Annotated in this window: 13 protein-coding genes; 2 read left to right on the forward strand and 11 right to left on the reverse strand. The window is 63.7% G+C overall.

Annotation, left to right across the window (positions count from 1 at the left end; translation table 11 throughout):
• From AC5DC2_RS08775 to AC5DC2_RS08785, 3 genes are all read right to left on the reverse strand, one after another.
• The coding region (locus tag AC5DC2_RS08775) for a chromosome segregation SMC family protein (RefSeq protein ID WP_491698224.1) at positions 1-2,448 on the reverse strand (2,448 nt) is incomplete at its 3' end.
• Between the two features lie 84 nt (positions 2,449-2,532).
• Entirely contained in the window at positions 2,533-3,204 is a 672-nt protein-coding gene (locus tag AC5DC2_RS08780) for a DsbA family protein (protein ID WP_491698225.1), read from the reverse strand.
• Between the two features lie 109 nt (positions 3,205-3,313).
• Positions 3,314-3,844 carry a DUF721 domain-containing protein gene (locus AC5DC2_RS08785; RefSeq protein WP_491698226.1) on the reverse strand — a complete coding sequence of 177 codons (531 nt, stop codon included), beginning with the start codon at positions 3,842-3,844 and terminating at the stop codon, positions 3,314-3,316.
• A gap of 186 nt (positions 3,845-4,030) precedes the next feature.
• Here AC5DC2_RS08785 and mutY point away from each other — a divergent pair, with 186 nt between their 5' ends.
• Together mutY and AC5DC2_RS08795 are read left to right on the forward strand one after the other, a co-directional pair.
• Complete coding sequence (mutY, locus tag AC5DC2_RS08790; protein WP_491698227.1) at positions 4,031-5,107, forward strand: A/G-specific adenine glycosylase; 1,077 nt, start codon at positions 4,031-4,033, stop codon at positions 5,105-5,107.
• Positions 5,104-5,718 carry an HAD family hydrolase gene (locus tag AC5DC2_RS08795; protein WP_491698228.1) on the forward strand — a complete coding sequence of 205 codons (615 nt, stop codon included), beginning with the start codon at positions 5,104-5,106 and terminating at the stop codon, positions 5,716-5,718. The genes mutY and AC5DC2_RS08795 overlap by 4 nt, the downstream gene beginning before the upstream one ends.
• A 172-nt stretch (positions 5,719-5,890) precedes the next feature.
• On the opposite strand, the gene AC5DC2_RS08800 is transcribed toward AC5DC2_RS08795, so the two are convergent.
• The 8 genes from AC5DC2_RS08800 to AC5DC2_RS08835 form a co-directional block, all read right to left on the reverse strand.
• Positions 5,891-7,018 carry a site-specific DNA-methyltransferase gene (locus tag AC5DC2_RS08800; RefSeq protein WP_491698229.1) on the reverse strand — a complete coding sequence of 376 codons (1,128 nt, stop codon included), beginning with the start codon at positions 7,016-7,018 and terminating at the stop codon, positions 5,891-5,893.
• A gap of 355 nt (positions 7,019-7,373) precedes the next feature.
• Positions 7,374-8,432: a glycerol dehydrogenase gene (locus AC5DC2_RS08805; RefSeq protein ID WP_491698230.1), complete on the reverse strand. Its 1,059-nt coding sequence runs from the start codon at positions 8,430-8,432 to the stop codon at positions 7,374-7,376.
• 55 nt (positions 8,433-8,487) lie between these two features.
• Positions 8,488-8,937 carry an FGGY-family carbohydrate kinase gene (locus AC5DC2_RS08810; RefSeq protein ID WP_491698236.1) on the reverse strand — a complete coding sequence of 150 codons (450 nt, stop codon included), beginning with the start codon at positions 8,935-8,937 and terminating at the stop codon, positions 8,488-8,490.
• The gene (locus tag AC5DC2_RS08815) at positions 8,934-10,022 is read right to left on the reverse strand and encodes a xylulokinase (RefSeq protein ID WP_491698231.1); all 1,089 of its coding nucleotides are present in this window, start codon (positions 10,020-10,022) and stop codon (positions 8,934-8,936) included. Before AC5DC2_RS08815 ends, AC5DC2_RS08810 begins: the two co-directional genes overlap by 4 nt.
• Entirely contained in the window at positions 10,015-11,478 is a 1,464-nt protein-coding gene (locus AC5DC2_RS08820; protein ID WP_491698232.1) for an FAD-binding oxidoreductase, read from the reverse strand. Before AC5DC2_RS08820 ends, AC5DC2_RS08815 begins: the two co-directional genes overlap by 8 nt.
• 166 nt (positions 11,479-11,644) lie before the next feature.
• Positions 11,645-12,694 carry a LacI family DNA-binding transcriptional regulator gene (locus AC5DC2_RS08825; RefSeq protein ID WP_491698233.1) on the reverse strand — a complete coding sequence of 350 codons (1,050 nt, stop codon included), beginning with the start codon at positions 12,692-12,694 and terminating at the stop codon, positions 11,645-11,647.
• 142 nt (positions 12,695-12,836) lie between these two features.
• Entirely contained in the window at positions 12,837-14,372 is a 1,536-nt protein-coding gene (locus AC5DC2_RS08830) for a tripartite tricarboxylate transporter permease (RefSeq protein ID WP_491698234.1), read from the reverse strand.
• A gap of 1 nt (position 14,373) precedes the next feature.
• Positions 14,374-14,910, reverse strand: a complete 537-nt coding sequence (locus AC5DC2_RS08835) for a tripartite tricarboxylate transporter TctB family protein (RefSeq protein ID WP_491698235.1) — start codon at positions 14,908-14,910, stop codon at positions 14,374-14,376.
• Positions 14,911-15,010 lie beyond the last annotated feature (100 nt).

The following is a 15,010-nucleotide window of genomic DNA, read 5'->3' on the forward strand; positions in this document are numbered from 1 at the left end:
TGCCAAGCGTTGGTGCAGTGGCTGCGCCAGGGAAACTTGACGTGCCCCGCGTGTCGCGCGGACGTTGGTCTCGAGCGAGGGGCGGCGCAGCGCGCGCTTTCGCTCGAAGAGCGCGCCTCGTACCTGCGCCAGTTCGAGAAGGGGCTCCTCACGAAGGAGGGCTTCGCCGCGCAGCCGGGCGACTTCCACCCCTTGTGCGGCAAGACGTTGCTCGAGCGCGGAAAAGTCAGGCGCTTCGGCTAGCTGCGTTTCCGCCTCCTCCGCCCGCACCGCAACATCCTCAAGCTGGGCGGCAAGCTGGCTGCGGGTCTCGGCCACCACGTCACGGCGGCGCACCAGTTCGCCCGACGCCCGCTCGGCCTCGCCAAGGGCAGCGCGGGCGTCAGCGACCAGACGCCCGGCCATGCGAACCTTCTCGCGCGCGGCGGCAAGCCCCGTCTCGGCGTCTCGAACCGCCTCGCCCGCCTGCTGCTGGCGCTGTTCGGCATCTTCCAGCGTGACCTCCGCTTCGCGCCGTTCGTCTTCAAGTGTCGCCAGCCGGTTCTTCTGGGAAAGGCGCAGTGCCGCGGCGCTCGGCGCATCAGCGCCCTTCACATGACCGTCCCAGCGGAACACGGCGCCGGCGCGGGTGACCAGTTCCTGCCCCGGCGAAAGCGACGCCATCATCGCCTCGCCCTCGCCCTCTTCGACCAGGCCGACCTGCCTGAGACGCCGCATCACCGCATCCGGCGCCTCGACCAGTTCGCTGATCGGCCGGCAGCCGGACGGCAGCGGCGGGTCGTCCGCGCCGTCGCCATTTCCGTGCCAATGAGCCGGGGCCTCGGCCTCCAGCGGCGTTTCAAGATCATCGCCGAGCACCGCGCCAAGCGCCGTCTCAAACCCCTGTTCGATGCTGAGAAGATCGGCAAGCGGGGTGAAGTCGCCGGCGGCCGCACTGGCTGACAGCATCTTCGAAATCGTGCGCGCCTCTGTTTCGATCTCGGAGAGCTGGGCCTTGGCCTGCTCCACCGGTTGGCGGGTCAACGCCTCGTTGCGGCGCGCCTCGGCAAGGTGTTCCTCGGCCGTTTCCTCGCCGCCCTGGGCCTCCTCCTCGCTCATCTCGGCGGCTTCCAAGGCCTCGCGCTTTTCCGCCGGATCCGGCAAAGCGGATATCCTGGCGGATATGCCGTCAAGCTCGCTGTCGGCCTCGCTGACCTGCCTTTCAAGCCGTTCCCGACGGGAAGCAAGATCGGCTATGGCGCGCTCAAGCTGGGCGCGCGTGGCTGCGGCTTCGGCGCGTTCCGCCGTCAGCGCGGCGAAAACGCTTTCGTTCTCCGAAAGCCTGGCAGCAGCGTCCTCCATGGTTTCGCGCGCCGCCGCAACGTCCTCTCCGGAGAAATCGAGCAGTTCGGAAAGCTCGGCCTCTTCGGCATCGAGCCGTTCCAGGATCGCGCTGTTGTCTTCGATCATCGCGTCTTCCCGGCGGATATCCTCGGCAAGCTGCAACAGGCGGCGAGACAACTCGTCGCGGCGGCGCATCATCCGCGCGGCATCATCATCGAGTTGCCGCCGGGCGATCTGCAGGCGCTGCAGCGTCGCCGCCGCCCTGACCTCGGCGTCGCGCAGTTCCGGCGTCTTCAGGCCGGCCACGGCCTGGGTCTTCGCCGCCTCCATCTGCTGGTTGGCGCGCTCGGCAACGGCGGAGGTCAGCTGGTTGAGCGCGCTCGTCGCCTCGCCTTCCATGTTCTTGGCTTCGACCCAGCGCAGATGCAGAAGGATGGCGTCATGGGCGCGGATATCGGCTGAGAGAGATTTGTAGCGCGTCGCCTGCCGCGTTTGCCGCTTCAGGCTTTCGATCTGGCTTGAAAGCTGGGCCGTGACGTCCTCGAGGCGTTCCAGATTGCTCTCGGCCGCGCGCAGGCGCAATTCCGCCTCGTGGCGACGCGAGTAAAGCCCGGAAATGCCTGCCGCCTCTTCCAGCAATTGCCGGCGTGCCTGGGGCTTCGCCTGGATCAGCTCGCCGATCCGCCCCTGCCCGACCATGGAGGGCGAGCGCGCGCCGGTGGAGGCATCGGCGAACAGAAGCTGGACGTCCTTGGCGCGGGCCTCCTTGCCGTTGATGCGGTAGAGCGAGCCCTGCTCGCGCGTGATGCGCCGCGAGACCTGGATTTCGTCGCTGTCGTTGAAGGCCGCCGGCGCGGTGCGGTCGGCATTGTCGATGTGCAGGCCGACCTCGGCGGAATTGCGGGCGGGACGGCTGCCGGAGCCGGAAAAGATCACGTCGTCCATGCCGGAAGCGCGCATGTTCTTGTAGGAATTCTCGCCCATCACCCAGCGCAGGGCTTCGACAAGGTTGGACTTGCCGCAGCCATTGGGTCCGACGACGCCCGTCAGTCCGGGCGCGATGACGAAATCGCTCGCCTCGACGAAGGACTTGAAACCGACAAGACGCAGGCGCTCGAATTTCATCAGCCGGCATCCCGCGGGCGACACCCGGACACAGAATAGCGCGCACCTTTGCCGGCGCGCGCCAAAAAATCAGCGAACGTTAACTCAGAGCATGCTGTCGATAAGGGCCGACATAGTGTCAACCGACATGTCCCCCGAATATTTCTTGCCGTTGATCAGGAAGGTCGGCGTCGCGCTGATGCCGAATTCTTCCGCCCCGCGTTCTCTAACCGAATTTATCTCATCGAGCAGCTTCTGGTCCGTCAAGCAGGCCTGGAAGCTTTCCTGTGTAAAACCGGCGAGTTTCGCCATCTGCAGCATCGCGGCGCTGCCATCCTCGGCGGTGGCCCAGGTTCTCAGCTGCGACAGCATCATATCCATGAAGGGCACATATTTGCCGTTCGGCGCGCAGCGGGCCAGCATGAAAGCGGCCATGGCGCGCGGATCGAAGGGGAATTCGCGGAAGATGTAATAGACCTTGCCGGTATCGATATAGTTTTCCTTGATCGCCGGGAAGGTGTTTTCCTGATAATTGGCGCAGTGCGGGCAGGTCATCGACAGATATTCGATGATCTTGACCGGCGCATCTTCCTCGCCCATGGCGATTTCCGGAAGCGGGCCGGGTTCCAGCGCCTTTTCCATGTCGACATTGCCCTGGCTTGCGGGCACGTTGCCGCTCTGGGCAAAGGCGGAGGGGGCAAGGGACAGTCCTGCCACCGCGCCGCCGGCGGCAGCGCCGCGCAAAAGGGTCCGCTTTGTGATCTCGAATTCAGCCATTTTCGGTTACTCTCATCTGGTTTCCCGTCTCATCTTCACTAGCGACCGGGGCAAGGTTGTACAAGCCGCCAGCCCGTCCTTCAAACAGATGTGACCGCCGCGTGTTGCCTCATCCCTTGCCGCGGCCGCCGGCCTGTTCCTTCCTGCGTTTCTCGCTCATCACGCCCGCGCCGAGCCGCATGATCGCCGCGCGCAGCTTTTCCGACTCGATGCCCTGAAGGCGCGCCTCCAGGTCGCACGCCTCGGCGGGGGAAAGCTCCGGCGGCCTTCTGCGCCGTCCGCCCTGCGGCTGCACGGGCTTCTGCACCACCTTGATGCGATCGATCGCCGAAAAGCCGAAAAAGCCGTTGACCCGGTGGACGAGTTCGCCCTGCGCATGGGTCAGGAACAGAACGCGTGCGCCCTCGCAGGCAATCGTCAGGCAACCGGGCCTGAAGCCCCCATCCTCGCTTTCGGAGGCGCGTCTTGGCCAGGTGATCTTTTCCGGCCGCGAGAAATCGGCATAGGCCTCGCCGGCAATTTCCTCCCATGCGCTCAGAAGCGCGGTTGAAATGCCGGCGCGGCGCGCAAGGATCGGATCGATGAGGCTGTTGGCCACATCGGCGATCTGGCTGGCGTTTCGCGGGCGGGACGGGCGCATGATTTCCAAGCCTTCGCAGGACCGGCCGCTTTATGCGGCAGAAGGTGGAAGGACAATAGAGAATTTGCTCCGCAATGAACAGGGAGAAGCAAAAAAGCGCAGGCGATTCCGCACCGGGAACTTGCCCGGCATCGGCCTTCCGCGATAAGCCGTGAAAGCCCCGCATGCATCTTGACGTCAGGACCTATGGATCATTTCGCCCGCAAGCTTCTCGCCTGGTATGACCGCCACCACCGGGACCTGCCCTGGCGCGTCAGCCCCGCCGACAAGGCGGAAGGCGTCGCGCCCGATCCATACCATGTCTGGCTTTCCGAGATCATGCTGCAGCAGACCACGGTGCAGGCCGTCCGTCCCTATTTCGACAAGTTCCTTTCGCGCTGGCCGAAGGTCGTCGACCTTGCCTCAGCCGATACGGACGCCGTGATGGCCGCCTGGGCGGGGCTCGGCTATTACGCCCGCGCACGCAATCTGAAGAAATGCGCCGAAGTGCTGGCGAGCGACCGTGGCGGGCGGTTCCCCGATACGTTCGACGGCCTGAAGGCGCTGCCCGGCATCGGCGACTACACGGCGGCGGCGATCGCCGCCATCGCCTTCGACCGGCCGGAAGCCGTGGTCGACGGCAATGTGGAACGGGTGGTCACGCGGCTTTTCGCAATCGAGACGCCCCTGCCCTCGGCCAAACCGGAAATCCGCGTCCGCACGAAAGAAATGACGCCGGAAGAACGCCCCGGCGATTTCGCCCAGGCGATGATGGATCTCGGCGCGACGCTGTGCACGCCGAAGCGACCGGCCTGCGTGCTCTGTCCCCTACGCGAGGAATGCGCCGCGCTCGCTGGTGACGACCCGCAGCGTTTTCCGCTGAAGATGCCCAAGGCCGCCAAGCCGGTGCGCCGGGGAGCCGCCTTCGTTGCCGAGACCCCGGACCGGCGGATATTGCTGAGAACGCGTGAGACCAAGGGGCTTCTCGGCGGCATGGCCGAGGTGCCGACGACCGGCTGGACGGCCCGGCTTGACGGCAAGACCGGAGCCGATGCCGCACCCTTTGCCGCCAAATGGTCCGCGAAGGGCGAGATCGTCCATGTTTTCACCCATTTCGAACTCAGACTTGCCGTCTTTCATGCGGAACTTGCCGAACGGGAAGTTTCGAACGGCCGCTGGACGGCGATCGCAGCCCTTGGTGAAGAAGCGCTTCCCAGTGTAATGAAGAAGGCAATCACGCAGGCTATACCCGATGCATTCAAGGCCAGCAGGGAGAGACCATGACCACTGAAATCCGCCACATCGTCTACGACATCGGCCATGTGCTGGTGCATTACGACCCGCTCGTGCCGTTCTCGCGCATCATTCCGGATCCGGAAAAGCGCGCCCGCTTCTTTGCCGAGGTCTGCACCGATGCCTGGAACCACGAGCAGGACAGGGGTCGCCCCTGGCCCGAGGCCGAGGCCGAAGCGATTGCCCGTCATCCGGAAGAGGCCGAGAATATCCGCGCCTTCCGCGCCCACTGGGACGAGATGATCCCCTATGCCTACGAGGATTCCGTCGCGCTCTACCAGTCCCTGATCGCCGCCGGCCATGACGTGACGCTTCTGACGAATTTCGCGCCCGATACGTTCCGCATCTGCCGCACGCGCTATCCGTTTCTGGATGAAGGACGCGGCATCACCGTCTCCGGCGAGGTTGGCATGGTCAAACCCGACCGCGACATTTTCGATCGTCATGTCGAGACCTTCGGCCTTGCGCCCGAGGCGACGCTGTTCATCGATGACAAGGCCGTCAATGTGGAAGGCGCGAAGACCGCCGGGTGGAACGCGGTGCGCTTTACCGGCGCTGATGCGCTGAAGGCCGATCTCGCCGGTTTCGGGATTACCGCCTGAAGCCGCCGGAAACGCAACCGGGCCCGGCGGATGCCAGGCCCGGAGATGTGCCGCGTGTCGTTCGGAGGTCGCCAACCGCTACGCCGCTGCAGGGAACAGATCAACCTGTAAACGAAATTCGTAAACAATCTCTATATATGGTTGATAAAACCCTAATACAGGCTTTGTGAAATCAGGTGCCGGCCATGGCGGCGCGGATGCGACCGCGCAACCGGTCGATCGGGTAACGCTCTCCGTCTTCCTCATAATGCCAGAAGGTCCAGCCATTGCAGGCCTCCGCCCCCTGAATTCGGGCGCCGAGCCGATGGATCGAACCGCTGTCTCCGCCGCTCGCAAGCGTGCCGTCGGCCCTTACATGCGCCGCGAGGTCGCCCTTTGGCGACGTCAGCCGGTCGCCGGCCGAAAGAAGTCCGCTTTCGATCAGCGACAGAAAAGCCACGCGCGGCAGAGATTTCTTGCTCGGCGTCGGCGCCAGCATCTCGTCGGAGAGCGGCTCGACTTCGGCGATGCGGGCGGTTGCCGCATCGATATAGGCCTGCTCGCGCTCCACGCCGACGAAATGGCGACCGAGGCGCTTGGCAACCGCCGCCGTGGTGCCGGAGCCGAGGAAGGGATCCAGCACGACATCGCCCGGCTTCGTCGAGGACAGGATGATGCGCGACAGAAGCGCTTCGGGCTTTTGCGTCGGATGCGCCTTCTTGCCGTCCTCGCCTTTCAGCCGCTCGCCGCCGGAGCAGATCGGAAACAGCCAGTCGGAGCGCATCTGAACATCATCATTGGCTGCCTTCATCGCGTCATAGTTGAAGGTATAGCCGCGCGCATCGGCATCCGGACTTGCCCAGATTATTGTCTCATGCGCGTTCTGGAACCGCCTGCCCTTGAAGTTCGGCATCGGGTTGGTCTTGCGCCAGACGATATCGTTGAGGATCCAGAAGCCGAGGTCCTGCATCTTCGCGCCGACGCGGAAAATATTGTGATAGGAGCCGATGACCCAGATCGTGCCGTTCGGTTTCAGCACGCGGCGGCAGGCGAGCAGCCAGGCCGTGGTGAAGGCATCATAGGCCTCGAAGGAGGCGAAGCGGTCCCATTCATCATCGACGGCATCGACCTTCGACTGGTCCGGCCGGTGAAGAACGCCGCCAAGCTGGAGATTATAGGGGGGATCGGCAAAAATCGCGTCGACCGAATGATCCGGCAGCGCTTCGAGCGCGGCAACGCAATCGCCCTTGATGACGGTGTCAATCCATGACGCGCGCGCTGGCGACGCCGCCTTCGACTTAAGGGCAGTGACCGGAACCATGTGTTACTCGCTTAAACAGGTACTCAACAACTGGTGACTGTCCGGATTCTCGCCTGTTTTGGTTACCAAAGCGTTGAGGAAGGCTGACAAAGCGAAACTGGCGGGGTCGATCAGCCCCGACCGAACGCGCCGGCGCGGGCATACCATACCTCGGCGGCACGGCCGCCCCGCCAGACACCCGAAAATCCAGCGAACAGGCTAAACGCCGCGCGTCGGAGATGCAAAAAAGGCAGCGGCGCGTCCTGTCGCGCCCCGGTGGCGGCGCGGTCGGCCGCCTCGGCACTCTCGCGGGGCTCCGGCGAGCCGGGCAGGAAGCCTGAGGAACAGCGGCCAGCCAAGTCCCGAAACGAGCATGTCACGTAGCGAGGCGCAGAATGGCCCGTTCCAGCGTGGCCGGCGTGACCGCAGAACGGAAATTGCCGATATAGGGCGCGCTGTCGCAAGCCGTCTGCGCAATGATGGCGGCATCTTCTCTTGCGGCGCCGAGCGCGGCAAGCGAGGTCGGAAGTCCGACGCCGGAGCAAAACGCCGTCAGCCTGGCGAGAAGATCCTCCTGCCCCCCTTGCAACACAAGCTGAACGAGAAGGCCGAAGGCCACCTGTTCGCCGTGAAGCCTGCCCGAAAGCGCCGGAATGGCGGAAAGGCCCCTTGTCAGCGAATGCGCGATCGAAAGCCCGCCATTCTCGAAGGCCAGCCCGCTCATCAGAACGACGGCCTCAACGACATCTTCCAGTTCCGGGGTCACGGTATTTGCCTCCACGGCTTTCGCTGCGCCGTGCCCGTGGGCGATCAGGATATCAAAACACGTGTCGGCCAGTCTCTGGACCAGAAGCGTCTGCCGGCCTCCGAAGAAATTGGCTGCACCTGCCCGCACCGCCTCTTCCACCTCGAACTTCTTTGAAAGCGCATCGCCGAGACCCGCGACGAAAAACCGGACCGGAGCATTGGCGATGATCTGCGTGTCGACGATAACCGCTTCGGGGTTCCTCGCCATCATGCGCACCGATTCGATCACGTGGTCCGCAGTGTAAAGCACGGAAAGGCGGGATGTAGGGCTGTCATTGGACGCGATCGACGGGACGATGACGACCGGGAGGCCGCATATGGACCCGGCCCCCTTTGCAACGTCGATTGCCTTCCCGCCGCCCATCCCGATGACGACATCGGCGCCTTTCGACCTGACTTCCGTTGCGACCTTGTCGATCTCCTCCGCGGTGCACTCGCCCGAAAATTCCGCGAAGCTGACGTCGGACCCCAGCAATGCCGCAATCCGTTCCCGGAACAATCCAAGGACGACGCTATCGGCGACGAGAAGCGGGATCCTGCCGCTTTGTTCGACAACGGCCGGGAGTTCGTCAAGGGCGCCTGCCCCCTGTACATAAAGATGCGGAGACCCGAATTTGCGCAGTGCCATGAGATCGCTCCTCCCGGAAGGCGTATGGACGTCATGTTGAATGAAAACGCCGGCATCAGCCCGGGGCCAGGCCCCGGAGTTCGACAAGTCTGTGGTTTATGGGGGCGAGCGCCTTCTGGATATCGCAATAGGTCCTGAAACCCTCGGCATAATAGGCTGCCCGTGAGGGTTCCGGCATGATCGTATCCCTGACGCCGATCACCTGCGCGGCGGCATAGGGGTCCGGGAAGGCGCCGATGCCGATCCCGGCGACCAGCGCCGCGCCGAACGAGGCATCGCCATCGCCCGGCAACTCGATCCTGATGTCCAGCACATCCGCGACGATTTGCGACCACAACCGGCTTTTCGCGCCCCCGCCGATAAGGCGCGCGGCCTTCATGTTCAGGCCGAGCGCGCAAAAGGCGTTCAGGCAATCCCGCAGGGAATAGGCGACGCCCTCGTAAAGCGCGCGGACCAGAGCCCCGCGCGAATGGTTGAAGCCGAGGCCGACAAAGTCGGCCCTCAGGAGCGGGTCCCAATGCGGGCTGCGCTCGCCGTTGAGATAGGGGTGAAAAAGAGACCCTCCGCGCCCGCCGGCACGCCGGCCGCTTCCCTGTCCAGATCGCCGAAGCCACTCCCCTCGCCCCCCGATCGCTGATCGGTCAAAATCCGCCGAAGCCAGTCATGGGCCGAGGCGCATGAATTGGTGCCGGCGATCGTATAATAGGCATCGGGGACGATATGCGGATAGTTGATCACGGTTGCCTCGGGCCGGGGGCGGCGCGACAGCAGGCTGACGGTCGCGGCGGTGGCGAGCTTGACGACGCCCAGCCCCTCCTCGAGCATTCCGGCGCCATAGGTTTCCGCAGCGGTGTCGGAGGCCCCGCAAACAACGGGGGTTCCGGGCTTCAGGCCCGTGAGGGAGGCCGCCTGCGCGGTCACGCATCCGCAAACGCTGAGCGTCGGCCGGATCGGGGGCAAGGTATGCAGCGGCCAGCCGATCATGTCGCAAAGGTCGGCGGACCAGGATTTTCCGTCCGCGCATGCCATCATCGTGCCCACGGCGTCTATCGGGTCCGTCTCCCATGTGCCCGTGAGATTCTTTCTCAGCCAGTCCTTCGCAAGGTACAGCCTGGAGACGCGCGTGAACGCATCCGGCTCGTTGCGCTTCAGCCAGAGCATCTGCGGCAATGTCCAGGTCGGATTCACGCTGTTTCCGGCGATGCGCAGGATATCCGCTCCGGCCTGCCGGCGAAGCTCCTCCGTCTCGGCCCCGGCGCGCTGGTCATTCCAGAGAATGGCGGGGCGTATCACCTTGCCGCCGGCGTCTTCCAGCACCTGCGTGTGGGCGCCGGCGGTGATCGCGACGCCGCCGATATCCGCATTTCCGGCCCGGCCCACGATCTCCCGCGTTGTTCTGGCGAGAGCCTCCATCCATTCGCCCGGGGTCTGTTCGCTCCACCCTGGACGGGGCGACATTGTTCTGATCGGCGCGCTGCTTTCGGCAAGGACGGCGCCATCCAGCCCGATCAGGGTCGATTTCAGGGAGCCCGCACCGAGATCGATGCCCAGAAGGCCGAAAGCGGATGCGCCGGGGGAGCGGTCAGCCATGGGGCACACTCACGGCGCCGTCGGGCGCTTTCATGCCGACCTTCCCCGGATTCATAAGATTGTCGGGGTCGATCGCCGCCTTCAGCGACTGTAACAGCTTCAGGCCTCCGCCGAGTTCGCGTTCCAGCCACGCATTGCGGAAGATGCCGACGCCGTGATGGTGCGAAATGGTTCCGCCATAGTCCAGCGCCAGCGTTTCGGCGCAATCCCAAAGCCGTGCGTGAATGCGCATTGCCTCGCCGGAAGGCATTGGCGGCAGGCGCATCGTCATGTATTGGCAGGCGCCCTCGGGATAGATGTGGGACCAGTGGGCGCCGAAATAGGTCGACGGATATATCTCCTTCACCTTCGCCCTGATCGCCTCGTACAATGACGGCAGAACGGACCATCTGGCGGCGATCTCTATCGTGTCGTTGTAATAGCCCTTGGCTTGCCAGACCTGGGAATAGACGAAGAAGCGGTTCTTCTTCCAATGACGGTAAGGCTCATTGTCGGCAATGATCGCACCATGCCTCCTGGCGATGGCCAATGCCAGTTCCTCCTCGGCGCCGGCCAGAGGCGCCTGTCCGCAAAAGGCATAGATCGCGAGGATCGGATGATCGTCGAAACCGGACAGGCCTTCCATCCGCTCGCTGCTCTCCGCCTCGTCGTAAATCCGGGCGATCTGCGGGCGGATTTCCGCCTGCATGATCTCCCGAGCGCAATCAAGCGCCGCCGCCAGCGTCGGAAAAGCAAGGGTCACGCCGCGCTCGACCTCGGGTTTCCTGTAGATCCGCAGGGTAACGGTGTCGATAATTCCAAACCCGCCCTCCCCGCCGATCAGGATGTCCGCGACGGAGGGACCGGCCGCGCGCCGCGGCACCGGACGCACCATGAGAGGCGAACCATCGGGCATGACGGCGGACAGGCCGATCACGATATCCTCGATCTTGCCATAGCGGCTCGAGGCCTGACCGCCTCCCCGGCATGCGACCCAGCCCCCGACGGTGGAAATTTCCATGGATTGCGGATAGTGGCCGCAGGTATAGCCCTTCTCGTTGAGCGCCTGCTCAAACGCCGCACCGTTCATGCCGGCCTCGACCGTGACCATGGCATCCTCGGCATCGAAAGACAAAATCCGGTCGAGACGGCGTAGATCAATCGTCATCTCGCGGCTTATCGGAATGGCTCCCCCAAGCACGCCGGAACCGTTCCCGAACGGGATGATCTGCACCTTGTTCTCGAAGGCGAATTTGACGATCTCCGCCAGTTCCGCCCGCGTGCCGGGCCTGACGACGAGGCGCGGCAGCACGCCGGCCAGCCGGCCCTCCCGCGCACAGAAATTGGCATATGGCAGACGGTCATGGGCGTAGTCCCGACGGGCCGCCTCGTCGGTCAAGACATGCTCCCCCCCGACGATTCGCGCCATCGCCAAGGCAATCGCATCCCGTTCATCCCCGCCTAGATTCCTGCTCATTGATCCCCCTCCGCCACCAGCTTCTTCTTGCTGACGGGCTAATATCCTCACGAACAATCGTTTGTTCAGTGCGATACTAGCGACGCCCTCCACTGCTGTCAATCACATCCGGCCGCAACGGCGACAATTTCAGATTGTTTGCGCGAGAAAGACCTGGGCGCTGCCTTTACGTTGACCGCGCGCCAGCCATCTTGCCGGACGAAAGCGCGCCGGATGCCGGTCCGGTTGACTTCCTCAGCTTGATGTCACCGGGAGGCAAAGGCGCAACGTCGGCCTGTTCGTCTCCGGAGAGACGCCTGATCAGCAGCGTCGCGGCAATGCGGCCAAGCTCGACCGTCGGCATCGGCACCGTGGTGAGTTCCGGGGTCAGCAACTCGGCAAAAACATCGTCATGCAGGGATATGACGGACACGTCTTCGGGAATCCGCTTGCCCGCGCCTTGCAGGACTTTCATGGCGCCGCCGGCCGAAACCAGCGTCGCGGCAAAGACGGCGGTCATATCCTGATCGAGCAGCCGCCGCATCGCCTCCTTCCCGCCTTCCACGGTGTAGCCGGCTTCGGAAACCAGAGCGGGGTCGAACTCGATGCCCGCTTCTGTCAGCGCTTCCTTGTATCCTTCGATGCGCTGCCGCGCATTCATGCCGCCGGCGCGGCCGCTCAGATGGGCTATTCTCCTGTGGCCGAGCGCAATGAGATGCTGGACGGCGGACTTTGCGGCAGCGCAGCCGTCAAAGATAACGCTTGGCGAAACGCCATCAAGCGACTTGTTCATCAGGACAACCGGCACATCCGCTTCAAGAAGCTCGGCCTTCAGTTTCGTATCGTCTTCGAAGCTCGCGACCAACAGGCCGTCAACCCTGTTCATCTGCGACAGGTGGGATACGGATTTGCCGGCCCGGCCAAGCTCCCGGTGAGAAATAATCAGCGAATAGCCGTTCTGCGCACAGACCTCTTCCGCGCCATAGATCATCGCAGAGAACACCGGATTTTCGAGCTGGGGAACCACGAGCCCGATCGTCGAGCTCTTCGATGTTCTCAGTCCGCGCGCAAGCGCGTTGGGCCGGTATTTGAGCCGGGCGGCGGCATCAAGAACGCGTTTCTTGGTATCATCGCGGACGCGCTGACTCTCGTCGCCGCGCAAGATCCTCGACACGGTCGAAACATCCACCTGTGCAAGCGCGGCAACATCACCCAGCGTAACCGATCTTTTTGCCACGTTTTCAAGCGCTCCCCTGCAGCAAGACTTACCAGGCAGTATGTTAGCCGAACCCGGAGAGCGAATTCCAGTATCCGCGATGAAACTTTGTCATTATCGCGGATCGCAGCCTAAAAAAACGCGGCGGCGCGCGTCCTCTTCTTCATGCCGCCGTCTCCCCGCTCGTCCCTTTGCCGCGGTTGTGCACGATCTTTCTGTGCAGGCGCGAATAGCCGCGCCAGACATTCAGGGCAAGAAACAGCAGGCAGATCAGAAGCACGACGCCGCTGATCGGGCGGTGCAGGAAGGTCATCGGGTCCCCGCGCGAAAGAAGCAGGCTGCGCCGCAGTTCCTCCTCCATCAGCGGACCGAGAATGAAACCCAGCAACATCGGCGCCGGCTCGAAACGAAGCAGCGACAGCGCGTAGCCCAGGGCGCCGGCAGCGGCCAGGAGAAAAATATCGCCGGTATTGCTGTTGACGCTGTAGGCGCCGAGGATCATGAACACGACGATCGCCGGGAACAGAAGGCTTTGGGGAATGCGCAGCAGGGCGACCCACATGCCGATGAGCGGCAGGTTGAGGATAACGAGCAGAATGTTGCCGGTAATAAAGCTGGCGATCAGTCCCCAGAACAGGGCGGGCTGTTCGGAGAGCATCAGCGGCCCCGGCTGGACACCGTTGATGATCAGCGCGCCGAGAACCAGCGCCATGACCGGGTCTCCGGGAATTCCGAGCGACAGGGTCGGGATGAATGCCGTCTGCACTGCGGCGTTGTTGGCGGATTCCGGTCCTGACAATCCTTCGATGGCCCCGTGACCGAATCGTTCCGGCGTGCGTGAAACCTTCTTTTCCAGCGCGTAGGCCATGAAGGAGGCGATCGTCGATCCGACGCCCGGCAGGGCGCCGAGAAAGCCGCCCAAGCCCGCGCCGCGCCCCATGGCCGGCAGCGACCGGCGCCAGTCCTGCTTCGTGGGCAGCATCGAGCGCAGCGAAACGCTTTGGACCTCCCGTCGCCCCTCTCGCCCGTGAACCCCGCCGATAATCTCTGCCAGGCCGAACACCCCCATCGCCAGCACGACAAGGCCAAAGCCTTCCATCAGCAGCGATATGCCAAAGCCGTAGCGGATGACGCCCGAGGTCACATCGGTGCCGATCGTACCGAGCAACACGCCGAACGCCACCATGCACAGCCCCTTCAAAGCGCCGTTGATGGCCAGAGAACTGGCGGCCACCAGCCCGAGCAGCATGACGGCAAAATATTCCTGCGGCCCGAACATGAGGCCGAAGGACGAAATCACCGGCGTGAAGGCCGCGAGCAGAACGAGCCCCGACATCGCCCCGAAAAACGAGGCGATCGTGGTGATGAACAGGGCGACGCCGGCCCGCCCCTGCTTTGTCATCGGGTGACCGTCGAGACAGCTGACGACGGAAGACGGGGTGCCGGGCAGGTTGAGAAGAATGGATGCTGTCGAACCGCCATAGGCAGAGCCGTTATAAACGCCGGCGATCATCACGATGGCGTGCAGCGGCTCGAGATAGAAGGTCAGCGGCAGCAGAAGCGAGATCGTGGTCAGGGCGCCGATGCCGGGCAAGACCCCGATGAGCGTTCCGAGGAAGACGCCGACAAAGCAGTAAAGCAGCCCTGTCAGGCTGAAGGCCATATGAAAGCCAAGCGACAGATTGGAAAAGAGTTCCACCTCAGCCTCCATTGATGAGGATCGCCGGCCAGAGCGGGAGATAGACGCCGAGCCCTCCGACGAAAATGGCCATGCTGAAGAGCGTGATCGCAACACTTGCCAGGAGACGGGCCGCCAGGGTCAGGTTCCGGCTCATAAAGGTCAGCAGGAACAGACACAGCAGCAATGTGAGCACCAGGCCCGCCCGGTCCAGCATCAGGCCGAACAGCACCACGACGCCGAGGACCAGCGCAGGCGGGAACAGGGCAGGCTTCAGCCCCTCGCCGCCGCGGATGACCGCCTGTATCGCGATCGCCGCCCCAAGCGCGGCCATCAGCCAGCCGACGATCACCGGAAAATAGCCGGGCCCCATTTGTCTGGCAGACCCGAAATCATAATGGCGGGCGTAAAGTGCGGCGAAGACGCCGATGCCCGCCATGAGAAGTCCGCCTATGAAATCAGCTTGATCCGGCCGCTGCATCATGTTCCTCCCGAGACATATTCCATCACCCCCCCCCTGGCACGGCTTGCCTTGCGACGCATGCCAGCCTTCAAGCATCAGGCCGCCGGCCTGGTCGCCTGATGCTCCTCTTGTTCAACCGGTGCGCTAGCGCATCGGCCCGAAAATCGGGTCTGATTTTCGGAAAGCACGATGCGTA

Source organism: Martelella sp. (assembly GCF_984369615.1).

Excerpts from the sequence above, each read along its gene's own strand:
- AC5DC2_RS08780 (WP_491698225.1), bottom strand. The coding sequence starts at position 3,204 with ATGGCTGAATTCGAGATCACAAAGCGGACCCTTTTGCGCGGCGCTGCC.
- AC5DC2_RS08785 (WP_491698226.1), bottom strand. The coding sequence starts at position 3,844 with ATGCGCCCGTCCCGCCCGCGAAACGCCAGCCAGATCGCCGATGTGGCC.
- mutY (WP_491698227.1), top strand. The coding sequence starts at position 4,031 with ATGGATCATTTCGCCCGCAAGCTTCTCGCCTGGTATGACCGCCACCAC.
- AC5DC2_RS08795 (WP_491698228.1), top strand. The coding sequence starts at position 5,104 with ATGACCACTGAAATCCGCCACATCGTCTACGACATCGGCCATGTGCTG.
- AC5DC2_RS08800 (WP_491698229.1), bottom strand. The coding sequence starts at position 7,018 with ATGGTTCCGGTCACTGCCCTTAAGTCGAAGGCGGCGTCGCCAGCGCGC.
- AC5DC2_RS08805 (WP_491698230.1), bottom strand. The coding sequence starts at position 8,432 with ATGGCACTGCGCAAATTCGGGTCTCCGCATCTTTATGTACAGGGGGCA.
- AC5DC2_RS08815 (WP_491698231.1), bottom strand. The coding sequence starts at position 10,022 with ATGGCTGACCGCTCCCCCGGCGCATCCGCTTTCGGCCTTCTGGGCATC.
- AC5DC2_RS08820 (WP_491698232.1), bottom strand. The coding sequence starts at position 11,478 with ATGAGCAGGAATCTAGGCGGGGATGAACGGGATGCGATTGCCTTGGCG.
- AC5DC2_RS08835 (WP_491698235.1), bottom strand. The coding sequence starts at position 14,910 with ATGCTTGAAGGCTGGCATGCGTCGCAAGGCAAGCCGTGCCAGGGGGGG.